This is a genomic window from Polaribacter litoreus (genome assembly GCF_054584775.1).
On the sequence record NZ_JBTLRD010000004.1, the window covers coordinates 1 to 17,166 of the forward strand.

Here is a 17,166-nt window from a genome sequence, read left to right on the forward strand (position 1 = left end):
TGTGTTTCCTCTCTGTTAAAACAAAAATAATGAAAAATTAACAGAATAAATTAGGAATTAAAGATAGTACCTAAACTAGTTTGCCAACTTTTAGAATACCAAACAAATGAAATTCAACACCAAAACGATTCACGGAGGTCAGCAACCAGAAGAAACAACGGGTTCAGTAATGCCTCCCGTTTTTTTAACATCAACTTTTGCACAATCTAGTCCAGGAGTGCATAAAGGATATGCTTATGCAAGAGGCACAAACCCTACAAGAACTGCTTTAGAAAACAGTTTTGCAGCCATAGAAAATGGCACAAACGGATTTGCATTTTCATCTGGAATGGCTGCAATAGATTGTGTGTTAAGATTGTTAAAACCTGGTGATGAAGTAATTGCTGGAGACGATTTGTACGGAGGAACCTACAGAATGTTTACACAATTATTTCAACAATATGGTTTGGAATTCTCTTATGTAAATATGGATATTGTAGAAAATGTAACTGCGGCAATCACAGAAAAAACAAAACTAGTTTGGTTAGAAACACCAACAAATCCGCTCATGAAAATTGCAGATATAGCAGTTATTTCATCAGCAGTAAAAGAAAACAATTCAGCTATTTTAATTGCGGTTGATAATACATTTGCAACACCCTATTTACAACAACCCTTAAATTTAGGTGCAGATATTGTAATGCATTCAGCTACAAAATATTTAGGAGGTCATAGCGATTTAGTTATGGGTGCTTTAATGGTAAAAGACCAAAAGTTGGCCAAAGAAATTCATTTTATTCAGTTTGCAGCAGGTGCAATTGCAGGACCTATGGATTCTTTTTTAGCGTTAAGAGGTATAAAAACCTTGCATTTAAGAATGCAGAGACACTGTGAAAACGGAATGGAAGTAGCCAAATTTTTAGAAAACCACAGCAAAGTAGGTGAGGTATTTTATCCGGGTTTAGAAAATCATCCTAATTACAAAATAGCCAAAAAGCAAATGAGAGGTTTTGGAGGAATGGTTTCTTTTACATTAAAAGAAAGTACCAAAAAAGCAACTTTCCGATTCTTAGAAAACACAAAACTATTTACATTGGCAGAATCTTTAGGAGGTGTAGAGAGTTTGGTAAACCATCCAGTAACTATGTCTCACGCATCTATTCCAGAAAAAGAACGCCTTAAAATAGGAATCACAGATGCATTAATTCGTTTAAGTGTAGGTGTAGAAGATCTTGATGATCTTTTAGCAGATTTAGAACAGGCTTTACATGCGTAGTTGATTGCTATTAAATTAAAAGTAAAGCAAAAATTGCTGTTATTTTACTGCGTACATATGGTTAATCTATAACAAAACTTTCCTCTAAAAAATAATTAGCTCGCAATGCAATATTATTAATTTCTGGGTGGTAAATAATTCTTTCAGCCAAACGTTTTTTTAGGTAACTACCAGTATCCCATTTGTTATTATTGTTTTCATCTATTATGGCTCTAATGGTATATTTTTTAGGTTCTAAAAGATCAAAAATTACTTTTGTAGAGTTGCTAATAATTTGGCGTCCAATAAGTTCGTCTTGTTGGCTTCCTGATAATATTTCAATAATAATATTTTTGTTATTAACGTTATTAACATTAATTGAAATTCTACCATAATCATCAATTTCTTTAGTGCTGAAATTATAAGAAAGTGTATCGTTTTTTATTCCAAAAACATCATTAAAAGCGTCAGGTAAGGCTTTAAAACGATATTTATCTTTGGAGTTTTTAGTAAAAATAAAACCTATTTTATTTTCTTTTGTAGAAGCTAGAATATTATATTTTACCGCAGTTGTATCTTTATCAAAAATACTAATTTTAGTAGTATCAACCTTTACAATAGGGTTATTACTCGTTATAAAAAAGGTGTCTCTAAAATGCAAAGTACCCCCTATTGATGAACTTATTTGTAAAGAATCTATTTTTTTCTTTCGCAATTTTACAGTTACTGTGTCTAAAAATTCATTATTGGAGATTGTAAAATTTAAAGAATCTACATCAATTGGGGTAAACCAGTAATTTAACGTGTCTTTATCTCTCATAAATTTAGAAACGCTCTGAAAAGTATCTGGAACCTTAGATAATAAATTTACTTTTAAATCTTTAGCATTACCAGTAAAACCAAACTCAATTTTACCTTTTGTAATTTCTTTACCTCTTTTAAATTCGTAGGGTAAATTTTCTTTAAACAAAACAATGGGTTTGGTAATAATACTATCTTTTGGAAGTTGAATAGTGTCTGCAATAAACCCTATTTTATCTGTTTCTGGATTAAAAATATAATCGTTTACAGTTTCTTTTAAAGCTATCATTAAGTACTTTCCTTTTCTTAAATTGGTAAATTGAAAGTGGGTAGTATCTAGCGTACTTGTAATGTAATTGGGTTTTTTTTTGTAGATGATAGAATCTGTAAAAGCGGTATCAATTTTATATAATAAAACATTTACATTTCTTGGTGTTTCTACCAATTTAGAATCTTTAAGATCACCAGAAGTGGTTAACGAATCTATGTAGGTTCCTGTAGAAAAAACATATTTAAAATTTTCTAATTTATTACCCTCATTATTATCCTCAACAGCATTACCAAAGTTTAAAATATAAGTAGTGTTTTTTTGTAAAGTGTCTAAAAGTTTTATTTTAATTTCTTTACTTGCTGTTCCTTGAGGCGTAATTATAGGAGGACTTTTCATTGGTGGAGAAACCACAAACTGTTTGTTGATATCTTTTAATTTTACAAACTCATCAAATTCTAATTTTATTTCTTTCTTTTTAAAATTAATGCTTTCATAAGGCGGTTTTGCAGTAACAAAAAGAGGAGCGTCTTCATCTTTTGGGCCACCATCTGGTCTTCCTGTTCTTGCACAGCCAGCAACAAAAATTACAACTAAACTAAAAAAAAAGAATCTATAAAGAAGTTTCACTAAACTAAATATTTTGTCACAAATTAACGATTAATTTTTGAATATAAAATCATAAAATTTATTCTGTATAAGCCATGGTTAAAATACTTATTTTACAGTTTTCAGACTTTAAAAACTCTTTTGCACAAGCTTCTAAAGTTGCGCCAGTTGTTATAACATCATCAATAAGTAGAATATGTTGGTTTTTAAATTTACTAGGATTTTTTAATAAAAACTTGGTATCGATATTGTTAAAACGTTCAAAACGAGCTTTAAATGTTTGTGTTTTGGTAGATGATATACGAATCAGTTCGTTTTCTATAAAGGGAGTTTTTAAAAAGAAACTCAATTGTTCACCAAATTTTGTAACTTGATTATACCCTCGTTTTTTTAATTTTTTTGGGTGTAATGGAACAGGAATTATAACATTTACACTATCTAATTCTTTGTTTTCTTGTAAAAGTTGCCCTAACCAACTCCCAAAAAAAAGCCCAATTTCTTGATTACCTTTGTATTTTAAATCATGAATCATTTGCTGGGTAGCACCTTTTTTTCGATAAAATAACAAGGCATACCCTTTTTCTATCAGTATTCTTCCAAAAAAAGTTTGTGTAACTTTATTATTTCTATAATTTTGAAAATTAGTGAGTGGTAAATCGTGCCTGCAAATTGTACAGATTACAGTTTCGTTTTCAACCAAGTGTTCCTCACAAACCACACATAATTTTGGGTAAAAAAGGTAGAATAAATCTTTTAAAAGTCTCATCTTTACACAACATTTTTAGAAATATATAAAAAATAAGAGAAACCGATTGGTTAGCAGAATAAAATTTTTTAAAGAAGCAATAAAAAACATTAAAACGTTAGGTACTCTTACCCCAAGTTCTCGTTTTTTATCAAAAAAAATGATACGCAAAATAAATTTTGCTAAAGCAGATGTCGTTGTAGAACTTGGCCCAGGAAATGGGGCAATTACAAAATACATTTTAGAAAGATTATCGCCAAATGCAATTTTAATTTGTTTTGAAATTAATGATAATTTCTATGAGCAATTAGAGGCAATACAACATCCACAATTGGTTGTTGTAAAGGCATCTGCAGAAATAATTAAAGAAGAGTTAAGAAAATTGAATATAAGCAAAGTGAACTATATCATTTCTAGCTTGCCATTAACAATAATACCTGATGAGGTATCAGATGAAATTCTAAAAAAAACTTATCAAGTTCTCGAACATCAGGGTACTTTTGTTCAATATCAATATAGTTTAACCTATTATAAAAAGTTAAAAAAAGTTTTTCAAGAGTCTATTTCGTTAGAGTTTCAGGTTCTAAATATTCCCCCTGCATTTATTTATCGATGTAAAAAAGTCGAGTAATTTTTTTGTTGAAAAATTTCTGTAAACATGTATCTTTGCCCTCATTATGGCAAAACAAGAAGATCAATTTAAAAAAGTTTTATCGCACGCAAAAGAGTATGGTTATGTATTTCAGTCTTCTGAAATTTATGATGGATTAAGTGCGGTTTACGATTATGCTCAAAATGGAGTTGAGCTAAAGAAAAATATTAGAGATTATTGGTGGAAAGCAATGGTGCAAATGCACGAAAACATTGTGGGTATAGATGCTGCAATATTAATGCATCCAACAACTTGGAAAGCTTCTGGGCACGTAGATGCTTTTAACGATCCTTTAATCGATAATAAAGATTCTAAGAAACGTTATAGAGCAGATGTTTTAGTAGAAGAATTTAGAGAAAAAATAAATCTAAAAATTCAAAAAGATATTGCTAAAGCTCAAAAACGTTTTGGAGATGCTTTTAATGAGGATGAGTTTAGAGCTACAAACCAAAATGTAATTCGTCGTCAAAAACAAATTGATGAAATTTCTGCAGAATTAACGCGCGTTCAAGAAGAAAGCGATTTAGAAGGATTTAGAAATCTAATTTTAGATTTAGGCATTGTTTGTCCTGTTTCTGGCTCAAAAAACTGGACAGAAGTTAAGCAATTTAACTTAATGTTTGGAACTAAAATAGGGGCTTCAGCAGAAAATTCTACAAAAGTATATTTACGTCCAGAAACTGCACAAGGTATTTTTGTAAACTTCTTAAACGTGCAAAAAACTGGGCGAATGAAAATTCCTTTCGGAATTGCGCAAACTGGTAAAGCTTTTAGAAATGAAATTGTTGCAAGGCAATTTATTTTTAGAATGCGTGAGTTTGAACAAATGGAAATGCAATTTTTTGTAAAACCAGGTACTCAAAAAGAATGGTACGAAAACTGGAAAGAAACCCGTTTAAAATGGCATTTAAGTTTAGGTATGGGAGCAGAAAACTATCGTTTTCACGACCATGATAAATTAGCACATTATGCAGATGCTGCAGCAGATATTGAGTTTAATTTTCCTTTCGGATTTAAAGAATTAGAAGGAATACACTCTAGAACTGATTTCGATTTAAAAGCTCACGAAGAGTATTCTGGTAAAAAATTACAATATTTCGATCATACAGAAAACAAAAGTTATGTGCCTTATGTGGTAGAAACTTCTATTGGTTTAGACAGAATGTTTTTAGCGGTTTTCTCTAAATCTTTAGTGGATGAAGAACTAGAAAACGGTACAACAAGAACAGTTTTAAAGTTGCCAGCAGTTTTAGCACCATACAAAGCAGCCATTTTACCTTTAGTTAAAAAAGACGGTTTGCCAGAAGTTGCTAAAAAAATTATGGAAGATTTAAAATGGGATTTTAATGTTTTTTATGATGAAAAAGATGCAGTTGGTAAACGTTACAGAAGACAAGATGCAGCTGGTACACCCTTTTGTATTACTGTAGATCACGATTCTTTAGAAGACGATTCTGTTACTATTAGACATAGAGATTCTATGGAGCAAAAAAGAGTTAAAATCTCTGAATTAAGAGCTATTATAAAAGCAGAAGTTGATGTGAAAACTTGGTTGCAAAAGATGTAGGTTATTCTATATCTTTTTTAATGATTTGTTTCCATAACTGGTATCCTTTACCATTTAAATGCAGTCCATCTAACGAATATGCATCATTTAACTCATTGTTTTTAGATAAAAATGATGAGTAAAGGTCTATATAGTTTTTGTTGTATTTATTCGCAATTTTAATTAAGCCAATATTGATCTTTTTAATATCAGTATTACTTAAATTTTTTCGTTTTGTAGGTAAAACACTTTGAATATAAATTTTGGTTTCAGGTAAATTACTATGTGTTTTGTCCATTAAAATTGTATACTTTTCGAGTATTTGATTTACACTTTTGCCTTTTCCTAGATCATTAATGCCAATCATTATAAATAATTTTTTAGGCTTTTTCTTAATAACCTCATCAATTCTGTACAAAAGGCCATCAAGAGTGTCACCACTAATTCCGCGGTTTATGATGTTATTTTGACCAAAAAGCTCATTCCAATTGCAAAATTCAGTGATACTATCACCAAGAAAAATAATACTTCCTTCAACATATGGCATGCTGTTAAAAATGCTCATTTTAGTTTGGTAAAGATGAGAGTTTAAAGGCTCTTGTAATGGGGTAAAAATTTTGTTTTTTAAATAGTTGAATCCATCTCTTTTGATAAAAATAAAATATCCAAATGAAAGTAAAAAAATAACATTTAAAAGTAGTGAGTAAGGCAACAATTTTTTCATTTTTTTAAAACCTCCAACCAACATTAAATCCAATTCTTGGAACTATTACAGGAGATTCTGATCCAAATAAATTACGTCCTAAACCACCATATAAATCAATTACTAGACCTCCATTAGAGATGTATTTTGTACCTACTGCAACACCTAAAGCACCATCTGTATATTCTATGTCATAAATATCAGAATCTTCTACAGACTCTTTTTTACCAGAATTAATTCCGAAGAAACCTTCACCAAAAAAGTTCCAATTATATTCAGTTGTAAAATAATGACGATAATATGGAGTTATCATCATATTTTCATTGTATCTAAAATCTACTTCTTGTTTTTCTAAATTAAATTGTACAGAAATACCAAAAGAAGATTCTTCATTAATATAGTTTTCATAAGAAAAATCTAGAGTTTTTATGATTAGAGCATCAGCAATATCTAATTTAAATTCTCTTTGAGAAAAAGTAATTGAGCTAATGAAAAGTGTAAATAGTAAAATTGATTTTTTCATAAATTGTCTTTTAGCTTTTAACGATGTAATTACTAAACTTATTTTATAGACGAATGCTTTTAAAAACGGTATCCAACAGAAATTCCAACTCTACCAATAGCATCATCATAACTATTTTCAGAAAAATTACGCCCCACACCTAAAACTAATTCTGTGGTAAAACCTTTTTTAGAAACAAATTTTCCTCCAATAGAAATACCTAAACCAAAGCCAGTTTCAAAGTTATCAGAATTACTATAATAGTCGTAGTGATCATAATAATCATAATAATAGTCTCTTGCAGAGTACAACATACCAAAACCTTCTACAAAAAAACCTCGTGCAAAATTGCCCGAAAAATAACGTCTGTAAAAAGGTGTAAGCGAATAATTTAAATCACTATCATCTCTATCTGTATTTATTGTAGCTGCAATTCCGTAAGAAGACTCTTCATCAATTAAACGCTCATAAGAAACATCTATCCATTTTGCTGCAATTAACGTTAATGCATTTATTTTAATTTCTGTTTTTTTATTGATGTCTTGTGGATAACCTGATTCTTTTTCCTGAGCAACAAAAACAGAAGTTGTAAAAAATAAAATTAAAATAGTAATTTTTTTCATTGGTTGATTTTTTTTAAAGTTTAAGTTAGCTAAGATATCAAAAAGCATACCATTGTTATTAAAAAAAATACTTTAAATTTAGTATCTGTTTTTTTATCAAAACCTCCAATAATTACATATTACTTATCATAAAAATATTATTGACAAGTATTTTTTTATTTTCTAATAGCTCATAATTTTTTATTTCAAAATATTCATCATCTTGTAAGCCAAGATCTAGTTTTATTTTTTTAAATTGATAGTTATTCTCTTTTAAATTCTCTAAAACTAAAGTAAAATAATCATTTTCTTTTTTTATAATGGCACTTTTTGGTAATGATATTCCTTTTTTTGAATCAGAAATAATTTCGGCTTCAACAAACATTCCAGAAATAAAATTGGTATTTTCTTCTTCATCTATATGCCCATGAACTTTAATGGTTCTGTTGTTATTTATAGAAGTGCCTACTAAATGTACTTCTGCATAATAGACATTATCTGAAGATTCTGGAATTTGAAATGTTATTTTTTGGCCTTTTTTAATTTTTAAAATATCTTTTTCAAAAACAGTTAATTCTAAATGAATATGGTCTGTATTTATAATTTCCATTATTTCATTTGCTGAAGATACAAACGTACCATTACTTACATTTACTTTGGTTACATAACCATTTATTGGCGCATATAAATTTATTGTTGATGTAATTTGTCCTTTTTCAACTTTACTAGGATTGATGTTCATCATTTGTAGTTTTTTACGTAATCCATTATAAATAGCCAAATTGCTTTTATAAACACTCTCTGCTTTTAGATAGTTTTTTTGCGAAGTAATCTTTTCATCAAACAAAGTTTTTTGTCTGTTATATTCATTTTTAAGAAAATTTAGTTGGGCAGTAACTTCTAAGTATTGTTGTTGAATTTCTATAAATTCAGTGTTTTTTAAAGTGGCTACTAATTGCCCTTTTTTTACTTTATCACCAATTAACAAAGGAATTTTAGTAATAGAACCACCAACAAAAGTACTAACACTTGCTTTGTTTTCTGGTGGTACATCTATAGTGCCATTAACTTTTATGGTTGTATTAAAAATTTGTTCTGTTAAAGTACCTAATTGCATTTTTTCACTATCAAACTGTTCTTTACTAATTCTAATTTCATCAGAATTTAAACTAGTTTTTGTATCTGTTTCTGTGGATTTATCTTGGTTTCCACAGGCTAAAAAAGCGTATGAAAATAATATGATATATAAATTTTTCATTTTTAAAAAATATTTAAAATAAGATGATTAATATTGATAATGGTTTGATTATAAGTATTTAAATTATCTAAATAAGACAATTCAATATCTGTAGCAGTTTCTAAACTTTGTATGTATTGAAAAAAGTCAATTTCGCCTTCTTTAAAAGTTCTATTGGCAGTTTTTATAATTTCGTTTTTAAGCTTTTTACCCTGTGATTCATAGTAATTGATAGCTTCTTTATACTGTTCTAAAGTTGCTAAAAGCGACTTGTATTCTGCATCTAATTTTACTTTATAATCTTGTTGTTCTTCAGAAATAATTTCTCTAGCAATTTTTGAAGCTTTTATTTTTGTAGCATTTCCCGAAAATAATAAAGGAATTTTAAGTCCGAATTGATATCCGTTTACATTTGTGTTTAATAGACTATTTGTGCCTTGAAAATATTCTAAACTAATACCTGGTAATAGACTTTGTTTTTCTTTTTTATACACTGCGTTTTGATATTCTTTGGCATTTTCAAAATATTGAAATCCTAAATTATCTTTTGTTTCAATTTGTTGTAATTGTAATTTTTGAAGTGGTAAATCTATTATATCTAAGTCATCTACTTGCACAACACCTTTTAATTGTTCTTTAGAAAACTGAACTTCTTGCAAGGTTTGTTTATAAAGGGTTTCTAACTGTTTTTGTTTAGATTTTGCGGTAATCATTTCTAAATAATTAGTTTCACCCAATTCAAATTTACGTTTTGCTTTTCTTGCAAAATCTTTATACAAACTATCTAAAAATTGATATGTTTTGGCTTTATTCTTTACATAACTTAATTGATAATAATTAGCATAAACCGTTTTTTTAATTTGCTGTAACTGCACGTTATAATGCATTTTTTCTATGTTGGCTTTTGCTTTGTTTACTTTTTTATCAGCAAAATAAATTGTTGGGAATTTAAAATCTTGCGCAATACCAAAAACCTTTAAAGGTTGGTTGTTAATCGCTAAATTATTTTCATCATAATTATAATAAACAGAAGTTTTATCAAAACTGAAAGCATTTCCAATTAACGCATTCACTTCCTCTACTTTTAAATTTGCAGCTTTTAAACTTGCATTATTTTTAAACGCTAAAGCCAAAGTTTCATCAATAGTTAATTTAGATTGCGCATTAGTATGCAGTATAGAAAAGAATCCAATAAGGGTTACAATTAAGGTTTTGTTCATTTTAATTTCTTTTTTTTCTTCAACCCAAGCATATAAAACTGGTAAAACAAGTAGCGTTAAAAAAGTTGCTGTAATTAAACCGCCAATAACTACAGTTGCTAACGGACGTTGAACTTCTGCACCTGCATTTGTAGAAATTGCCATGGGTAAAAAGCCTAAAGCTGCTGCAGTGGCTGTTAATAAAACGGGTCTTAAACGTTCTGTAGTACCACGTTTTATGCGTTCATTAATATCTGTAAATCCTTCTTCTTTTAGTTCTTTAAAATGTTCTATGAGTACAATTCCGTTTAGTACTGCAATTCCGAAAAGCGCAATAAAACCAACACCTGCAGAAATACTAAAAGGCAAATCTCTTAACCATAAAAACAAGATGCCACCAACAGCAGATAAGGGTATTGCAGAATATACCATTACTGCATCTTTTATAGTACCAAAGGCAAAATATAATAAGATGAAGATTAATACTAATGCAATAGGAACTGCAATTGTTAAACGTGCTTTGGCACTTTGTAAGTTTTCAAACTGACCTCCATACGTAATTGTATAGCCTACAGGTAATTTAAGTTTATTATCAATAATTGTTTTAACATCGTCTACAACCGATTGCAAATCTCTGTTTCTTACGTTGATTCCCACAACAATTCTACGTTTGGTATCATCTCTAGAAATTTTAGCAGGGCCAGTAGTGTATTTAATTTCGGCCAATTCACTTAACGGAATTTTGTTTCCAATAGGTACATCAACATATAAATTTTGTAGACTTGATAAGTTTTTACGATTTTTTTCATCCAAACGAATCACCAAATCAAAGCGTTTTTCACCTTCAAAAACGTTGCCTACAGTTCCGCCTGCAAATCCCATTGAAATTAATTGATTGATATCAGCAATATTTAAACCATAACGTGCAATTTTACTTCTGTTGTAAGCAACACTCATTTGTGGTAAGCCTTCTACTTTTTCAACAATAATGTCTGAGGCACCTGCAACATTTTTAATGAGTGCTTTTACTTCGTCTGCTTTATGAGCTAAAACAGATAAATCATTTCCAAAAATTTTAATGGCAACATCTGCTCTTACGCCTGTAATTAATTCATTAAATCGCATTTCTATAGGTTGCGTAAACTCTACTTCCATACCAGGAATAACAGCCAATGCTTCTTTAAATTGGTCAGCCAATTCGTCTTTGCTTTTTGCGGATACCCATTCGTTCTTTGGTTTTAGTTTGATAATTACGTCACTTTCTTCCATAGACATGGGGTCTGTGGGCACTTCTGCAGCACCAATTCTACTGACAACTTGATCTACTTCTGGGAATTTTTCTAGTAGGATTTGTTCAATTTGAGTGGTGATTTCTATGGTTTTTCCTAAAGAAGTTCCTGTTTTTAAGACAGGTTGAATTACAAAATCGCCTTCATCTAAAGTGGGTACAAATTCGCCACCCATTGTACTGAATAACCAAATACTGGCAGCTAAAAGAAATCCAGCAAAACTGATGACTAATTTTTTATGAAATAACGCCCAATGAATTACAGGTTTATAAAAAACATTTAACAGTTTCATTAAACGAACAGAAATGTTTTTAGAAGATTGTTTTTTAGGTTTTAGAAACAAAGATGAAACCACAGGTACATAGGTTAAACACAATAGCATAGCACCAATTAAAGCAAAACTAAAAGTCAATGCCATAGGTGTAAACATTTTACCTTCTACACCATATAAAGATAATATTGGGATAAAAACAATTAAGATGATAATTTGCCCAAAAATGGCAGAATTCATCATTTTTGAAGCACTTTTTAAGGTAATTGCATCAATTTCTTCTTGTTTTACTGCTGATGAAAGTGATGAGAGCTTGTCACTTTCTTTAATAATTCTAAAAGCAATAAACTCTACAATAATTACTGCACCGTCTATTATAATACCAAAATCGATAGCACCAAGACTCATTAAATTTGCATCCACTCCAAAAATATTCATTAAAGAAATTGCAAAAAGTAAAGACAAAGGAATTACGGATGCAACTACGAAACCAGAACGCAGATTACCTAACAATAATACCACAACGAATATTACAATTAGAGACCCTAAAACTAGGTTTTCAGTTACAGTAAATGTTGTTTTGTTAATTAATTCACTACGTTCTAAAAATCCGTTAATATAAACTCCTTCTGGTAAACTACTTTCTATAGATGCTACGCGTTCTTTTACAGCATCAATAATTGCTTTAGAGTTTCCGTCTTTTAGCATCATTATTTGTCCCAGAACTTTTTCTCCTTGTCCATTTCCTGTAATGGCACCAAAACGAGTTGCGTTTCCATAACCAACTTTTGCTATGTCTTTTATGTATATTGGTGTGCCTTCATTTTTAACCACAATATTGCCAACATCGTCTAAAGATTTTACTAAACCTTCTCCACGAATAAAAAATGCTTGATTTGTTTTTTCAATATATCCACCACCAGCAACACTATTGTTTTTTTCTAATGCATCATAAATTTCTGATACAGAAATATGCATCGCATTTAACTTATTAGGATTGATGGCAACTTCATATTGCTTCAAAAACCCACCCCAAGTGTTTACTTCAACCACTCCTGGAATTCCAGATAATTGTCGTTTTACAATCCAATCTTGAATGGTTCTTAATTCAGTTGCTGAGTATCGATTTTCATACCCAGGTTTTACATCTAAAATGTACTGATAAATTTCGCCCAAACCTGTGGTAATTGGCCCCATTTCTGGCGTTCCAAAACCTTTAGGTATTTTCTCAGAAGCAGATTTTATCTTTTCGGCAATTAATTGTCTTGGTAAAAAAGTGCCCATTTCATCATCAAAAACAATGGTTACTACAGATAACCCAAATTTTGAAACGGATCTAATTTCTTCTACACCTGGCAAATTTGCCATTTCTAATTCTACAGGATAGGTTATAAATTGTTCTACATCTTGTGTAGATAAATTGCGAGATGTAGTAATTACTTGTACTTGGTTATTGGTAATATCTGGCACTGCACCAATAGAAATTTGAGTTAAGGAAAAGATACCAAAACCAACCACAGCAGCAGTACACAAAAAGATAATGAGCTTATTTTTTAAGCTGAATTTTATAATGTTTTTTAACATAATTCATAATAAAACAAAAATTAATAAACACCTATTTACAGCAAATAGGATTAAAATTGAGAATGAAATTATGCCAATTTGGGAGGTTGAAAAATAGAAGATTTTTCAAATAAAGAATGCGATTCTTTATAGTAATAATTTTGTTGAATTTGAATTACGATATTCGGTTTCAATTGAAACAATGGGGTGTTTAATGCAAAAATAGTTGGTAAATGATTGTAATTTTGAGCGTCTTGTTTAAAAGGTAAATCTTTATGTTCTCTGTGATTGGTTGCCTTAAATTCATTAGAGCCATAATGTTCAGATAGAAACTCAAAAAAAGTATCCCCATATTTTTCTTGATGAAATTTGGCGTGTTCTAACAACACTGCTAGCTTTGAAAAAGAATCCCAATTAACATTTAGACTCTGTAATAGAATCAAATGAGCCAAAAATATGGATATTAATTTTGTCATTATTATGCAAAGTAAAGATTTTTTTTAACAAATAAGTGTTATAAATGTTACCAAGAATAAAATTTAACAAATTAAAAATTAGCTCTTAATTGCACACTACCTGTGTGAATTGTTTTCGAATTTTCACTTTTTCTACCCAAATAACTTAAATTTAGGTTTAAAAAAGCGTTTAGTTTTCGATTAAACAACAAGCTCCAAGTATAATTTTTACCTGCTTGTAAACCCTCTAACATTTGGTAGGCAACAGGTGTGTTGGTATCTCCAGTAAAATCATTTAAAAATACATTTACATTGGCAGAAATTTGATTTTTCTTTTTGCTGATGTAAAAATATTCTATCCCAAATTTTTGTTGATTCAATTTTTCGAAATCTTCTAATTTGTTTTGTTTATTTTTAAAGTGATAAAATGCAGAAAATCGATTGTTTTGGTTGTATAAGAAACTAATTTTTGGCTGAACTTCATTGGCATTAATTTCGTAGTTTCTGTCTGTAAAATTTTCTGTTTCTAAACTATTTTTTGATGTTTTTGTCATTAAGTCTATCAACCAGAAATCTGCAAATTTATGTGCATAATCTAATTGATGTAAATTAATGTTATTTTCTTGATTACCAATAATGTATTGTTGTTTTAATTTCGAGTTTCCATAAGTAAAAGTTAGGCTGTTTTTTTGTGAATCTTTATTATAAAACAAACTATTTCTGATGTTTAAATTCAAACCAATTAGTGAGTTTTCATTAAAATCGAAAGGATTTAATTGAAACGAATTTTCAGTTCTTTCTTGTTCGTTTTCTACAGTTAAATATGTTTGGTTGTAAAAGTGAGAAATCAACTTTTTAAAACCAGTTTTAGTAGCCCAATTTCTTGGATTTATGTTTATAGATTGATTTAATTTGGCACGTTGAGTTGCAATAAAACTTAAATTTGGTTTTGGCAAACGCAAGTAATTGGCTTGGTCTTGAAATTGTGCAATTTCGAACTCATTAAAATCTTTAATTCCGTCGTTATTATAATCAATCCAAGTATAAAAACCCAAACCTGGTTCTGTTTGCACATAAACATAATCTTGTTGAGCTACATTACCAGAAGAAGTTTCATAAACTGTACTTAAATTGATAAAATTTTTGAACAATTTTTGACTAAAAACAACTCTAGAGTTTAGGGCTTTTTCATCATCAGAAAAGTTGTTTTCTGTAATTCTATAATTGGCATACACACTTAAATTGGTATTTTTATTTTTGATGAGTTTACTATCTATATAAATTGTTTTTCTGTTATTAATTTCTGCAAATTGATTCGATTTTATACTGTCGTTATTTCTAAAATTATAACCAATTTTTGCAAATATTTTTGTGGAATCTCCAACACCAAAATAACCTTCGTATTCCTTAAAACGATGACTTGTATTTATAAATTGATGGGTTGTTACGTCTTTTCTAGAATTGGTTTCGAAATTGATAAACGCACCCAACCAAGTTTTTTTAAGAGAATGTTCTGCTTTTGCTTGTGCTCTAAAAAATGAATTGTCTTCAACATTAGAAGTGTTAGATAAAAAGCTTCCATCAACAAAAAAACTAGTTGTATTGGCTTTAATTTTCGATTTTAGTTGATGTTTAGTTCCTTTAAAACCATTGTTATAAGTTAAATTGTAAAACTGATAACTAAGATAATCTTCTTTTTTATTGGTTAAATTTAATGCCGATTGAAAATAGTTTTTAGTAGCATTATTGCTTAAAATATTCCAATCTCTATTAAATTCAACAGGTTCATAACCTTGTTCAGAATAAAAGTTTTCTTGTGCATATTCGTGGCTAATTTTACTGCTTAATTTCCAACTTTTATCGATTAAAATCTGCTCCCAATTAATTTTTGCAGCCACTGCAATATTGTTTTCATCATCTATTGCAGAATACAAATTGGCATCTCTGTTACTAATGGCAATTTCGGTTCCTAAACTTGTTTTTTTATTAGTATCTAATTCAGATTTTACAATAAATAATTGCGATTTTGTTGGGGCAACAAGTCTTGTAATTGGGCTATAATCACCCAAATTTGTGCCTACAAAACTAAAAATACTTCCTGTTGCAATAGTATCATCTAAAACATAATCTCCATTATTAGTGCCAACATTTGTAAAAGTTACCGTGTATAATTCGTCATTTTCATTGGTAGAATATTCAAAATATTCTTGTGTTCCGTCAGTTACTTTTTTATAGAGAATTTTATTTTCATCAAACACATCAATAAAAGCACTTTCAGAAAACATGGCATCTTCGTTATTACCAGCATTGGCTAAAATTTCTTTTTGTTCTGTAGATAAACTCTGTTGTAAAGGTTGATTTTTAGCATCATTTTCAGAATAAAAATAACCAGCAATACTAAATTTTTCTCCTTTATATTCGGCTTTATCATAGGTAATAAAACGTGTGTAATTTCTTTCTGCGTACTGAAAATCTATCCAAATACGCATATCATTTGTAATAGGATAGGTGGTGTTAAAGGTAATTTCACCCAAATTATAATTGATGGTATAATCTTCGTTTTCGCCTCTTTTTATTAAAGAACCATTGACATACACCTGTTCTGAACCTTCTATCATTAAAATTACAGACTCATTATTTGCACCGTAAATTTTATAAGGTCCTTGGTTGCCTTCTACACCTGTAAAATTAAAAGTGTTGAATTTACCTCTAACCACAGCACCAGATGCAGCCACTTTTAAATTGTTGTTTACATTTGCTTCTACTTCTAAACCAGAAACTTGTTTTGCAAACGGAAAGAAGAACGTTTCTGTGTTTTTAAGTGATAAATCTCCAGCTCTAACTCGCCAATTATCAGTATACATTTCTATAAAAATACGATCAAAATCGGTTAAGTTTTGAGATACTCCATTATTCTGAACAGGAATATTTGTATCAAAAATATTGGCTCTTAAAGTTACTTCTTTAGAAAGTTTACCAGATATTTCTAAATCTAATGCAGAATTGGTAACTGCATTTTGATTATTACCAGAAGTGATGCCTCGTGTTATAAAACCTCTGGTTTGTAAACCATCAAATAGTTTGATGTCTGTCTTTTTTTTGTTGGTGGTTAAACTGTATAATTGGCCTTGGTTTGTATTGCTTTGTAAAATTAGTTTTTCATCAAAAGGAGTATAGATTTTGGTGATAAAATCGGGCAATCTAAAATATTCAACTGTAATTTTGTTGTATTTTTTTGAGTTGATAATTAAGATGGCTTTGCTAAAGTTGATGTTGTAATTCTTTGAAGGAATTATGTGTTGCTTATCATCAAAAATTTTAAATTCTTGCGGATTTAAAGCCACAGAATCTAATTGAATGGTGTCTTTTTTTACCTCAATAATTTTCTTTCTATAATCTGTAGATTTAGTTTGACTCTGAATTGATAATCCTAAGAAAAGGATAACATAAAAGAATATTTTTTTAAACATAGAAACTATAAGAAGCTAAC

The 17,166-nt window shown here is 29.4% G+C and carries 12 protein-coding genes; 3 read left to right on the plus strand and 9 right to left on the minus strand.

Annotated features, from left to right (window positions below):
- Window positions 1-106: 106 nt before the first annotated feature.
- Complete coding sequence (locus tag ACW9UN_RS03865; protein WP_459484043.1) at window positions 107-1,255, plus strand: cystathionine gamma-synthase; 1,149 nt, start codon at window positions 107-109, stop codon at window positions 1,253-1,255.
- 61 nt (window positions 1,256-1,316) lie between these two features.
- Here the strand turns inward: ACW9UN_RS03865 and ACW9UN_RS03870 are convergent, their stop codons facing one another.
- Entirely contained in the window at window positions 1,317-2,933 is a 1,617-nt protein-coding gene (locus ACW9UN_RS03870; RefSeq protein ID WP_459484045.1) for an Ig-like domain-containing domain, read from the minus strand.
- Window positions 2,934-2,991: 58 nt separating this feature from the next.
- Entirely contained in the window at window positions 2,992-3,678 is a 687-nt protein-coding gene (locus tag ACW9UN_RS03875; protein WP_459484048.1) for a ComF family protein, read from the minus strand.
- A gap of 46 nt (window positions 3,679-3,724) precedes the next feature.
- Between ACW9UN_RS03875 and ACW9UN_RS03880 the strand changes: the two genes are divergently transcribed.
- Window positions 3,725-4,288, plus strand: coding sequence for a class I SAM-dependent methyltransferase (locus ACW9UN_RS03880; protein ID WP_459484050.1), 564 nt, complete (start codon window positions 3,725-3,727; stop codon window positions 4,286-4,288).
- 46 nt (window positions 4,289-4,334) lie between these two features.
- Window positions 4,335-5,876, plus strand: a complete 1,542-nt coding sequence (locus ACW9UN_RS03885) for a glycine--tRNA ligase (protein WP_459484053.1) — start codon at window positions 4,335-4,337, stop codon at window positions 5,874-5,876.
- A gap of 1 nt (window position 5,877) precedes the next feature.
- On the opposite strand, the gene ACW9UN_RS03890 is transcribed toward ACW9UN_RS03885, so the two are convergent.
- The 7 genes from ACW9UN_RS03890 to ACW9UN_RS03920 form a co-directional block, all read right to left on the minus strand.
- Window positions 5,878-6,420 carry a GDSL-type esterase/lipase family protein gene (locus ACW9UN_RS03890; RefSeq protein ID WP_459484055.1) on the minus strand — a complete coding sequence of 181 codons (543 nt, stop codon included), beginning with the start codon at window positions 6,418-6,420 and terminating at the stop codon, window positions 5,878-5,880.
- 163 nt (window positions 6,421-6,583) lie between these two features.
- The gene (locus ACW9UN_RS03895; protein WP_459484056.1) at window positions 6,584-7,081 is read right to left on the minus strand and encodes a DUF3575 domain-containing protein; all 498 of its coding nucleotides are present in this window, start codon (window positions 7,079-7,081) and stop codon (window positions 6,584-6,586) included.
- 59 nt (window positions 7,082-7,140) lie between these two features.
- Entirely contained in the window at window positions 7,141-7,683 is a 543-nt protein-coding gene (locus ACW9UN_RS03900) for a DUF3575 domain-containing protein (RefSeq protein WP_459484058.1), read from the minus strand.
- Between the two features lie 112 nt (window positions 7,684-7,795).
- Window positions 7,796-8,920 (minus strand): efflux RND transporter periplasmic adaptor subunit, encoded by a 1,125-nt coding sequence (locus ACW9UN_RS03905; protein WP_459484060.1) that lies wholly within the window; start codon window positions 8,918-8,920, stop codon window positions 7,796-7,798.
- Window positions 8,921-8,922: 2 nt separating this feature from the next.
- Entirely contained in the window at window positions 8,923-13,242 is a 4,320-nt protein-coding gene (locus ACW9UN_RS03910; protein WP_459484062.1) for a CusA/CzcA family heavy metal efflux RND transporter, read from the minus strand.
- A 68-nt stretch (window positions 13,243-13,310) separates the two neighbouring features.
- Window positions 13,311-13,697: a hypothetical protein gene (locus ACW9UN_RS03915; protein ID WP_459484065.1), complete on the minus strand. Its 387-nt coding sequence runs from the start codon at window positions 13,695-13,697 to the stop codon at window positions 13,311-13,313.
- A 71-nt stretch (window positions 13,698-13,768) separates the two neighbouring features.
- Window positions 13,769-17,146 carry a DUF8818 domain-containing protein gene (locus tag ACW9UN_RS03920; protein ID WP_459484067.1) on the minus strand — a complete coding sequence of 1,126 codons (3,378 nt, stop codon included), beginning with the start codon at window positions 17,144-17,146 and terminating at the stop codon, window positions 13,769-13,771.
- Window positions 17,147-17,166 lie beyond the last annotated feature (20 nt).

What these genes read in the sequence shown, in the direction of transcription:
- ACW9UN_RS03865 (WP_459484043.1), top strand. Translation starts at nt 107, where the DNA reads ATGAAATTCAACACCAAAACGATTCACGGAGGTCAGCAACCAGAAGAA.
- ACW9UN_RS03875 (WP_459484048.1), bottom strand. Translation starts at nt 3,678, where the DNA reads ATGAGACTTTTAAAAGATTTATTCTACCTTTTTTACCCAAAATTATGT.
- ACW9UN_RS03885 (WP_459484053.1), top strand. Translation starts at nt 4,335, where the DNA reads ATGGCAAAACAAGAAGATCAATTTAAAAAAGTTTTATCGCACGCAAAA.
- ACW9UN_RS03890 (WP_459484055.1), bottom strand. Translation starts at nt 6,420, where the DNA reads ATGAGCATTTTTAACAGCATGCCATATGTTGAAGGAAGTATTATTTTT.
- ACW9UN_RS03895 (WP_459484056.1), bottom strand. Translation starts at nt 7,081, where the DNA reads ATGAAAAAATCAATTTTACTATTTACACTTTTCATTAGCTCAATTACT.
- ACW9UN_RS03900 (WP_459484058.1), bottom strand. Translation starts at nt 7,683, where the DNA reads ATGAAAAAAATTACTATTTTAATTTTATTTTTTACAACTTCTGTTTTT.
- ACW9UN_RS03905 (WP_459484060.1), bottom strand. Translation starts at nt 8,920, where the DNA reads ATGAAAAATTTATATATCATATTATTTTCATACGCTTTTTTAGCCTGT.
- ACW9UN_RS03910 (WP_459484062.1), bottom strand. Translation starts at nt 13,242, where the DNA reads ATGTTAAAAAACATTATAAAATTCAGCTTAAAAAATAAGCTCATTATC.
- ACW9UN_RS03915 (WP_459484065.1), bottom strand. Translation starts at nt 13,697, where the DNA reads ATGACAAAATTAATATCCATATTTTTGGCTCATTTGATTCTATTACAG.
- ACW9UN_RS03920 (WP_459484067.1), bottom strand. Translation starts at nt 17,146, where the DNA reads ATGTTTAAAAAAATATTCTTTTATGTTATCCTTTTCTTAGGATTATCA.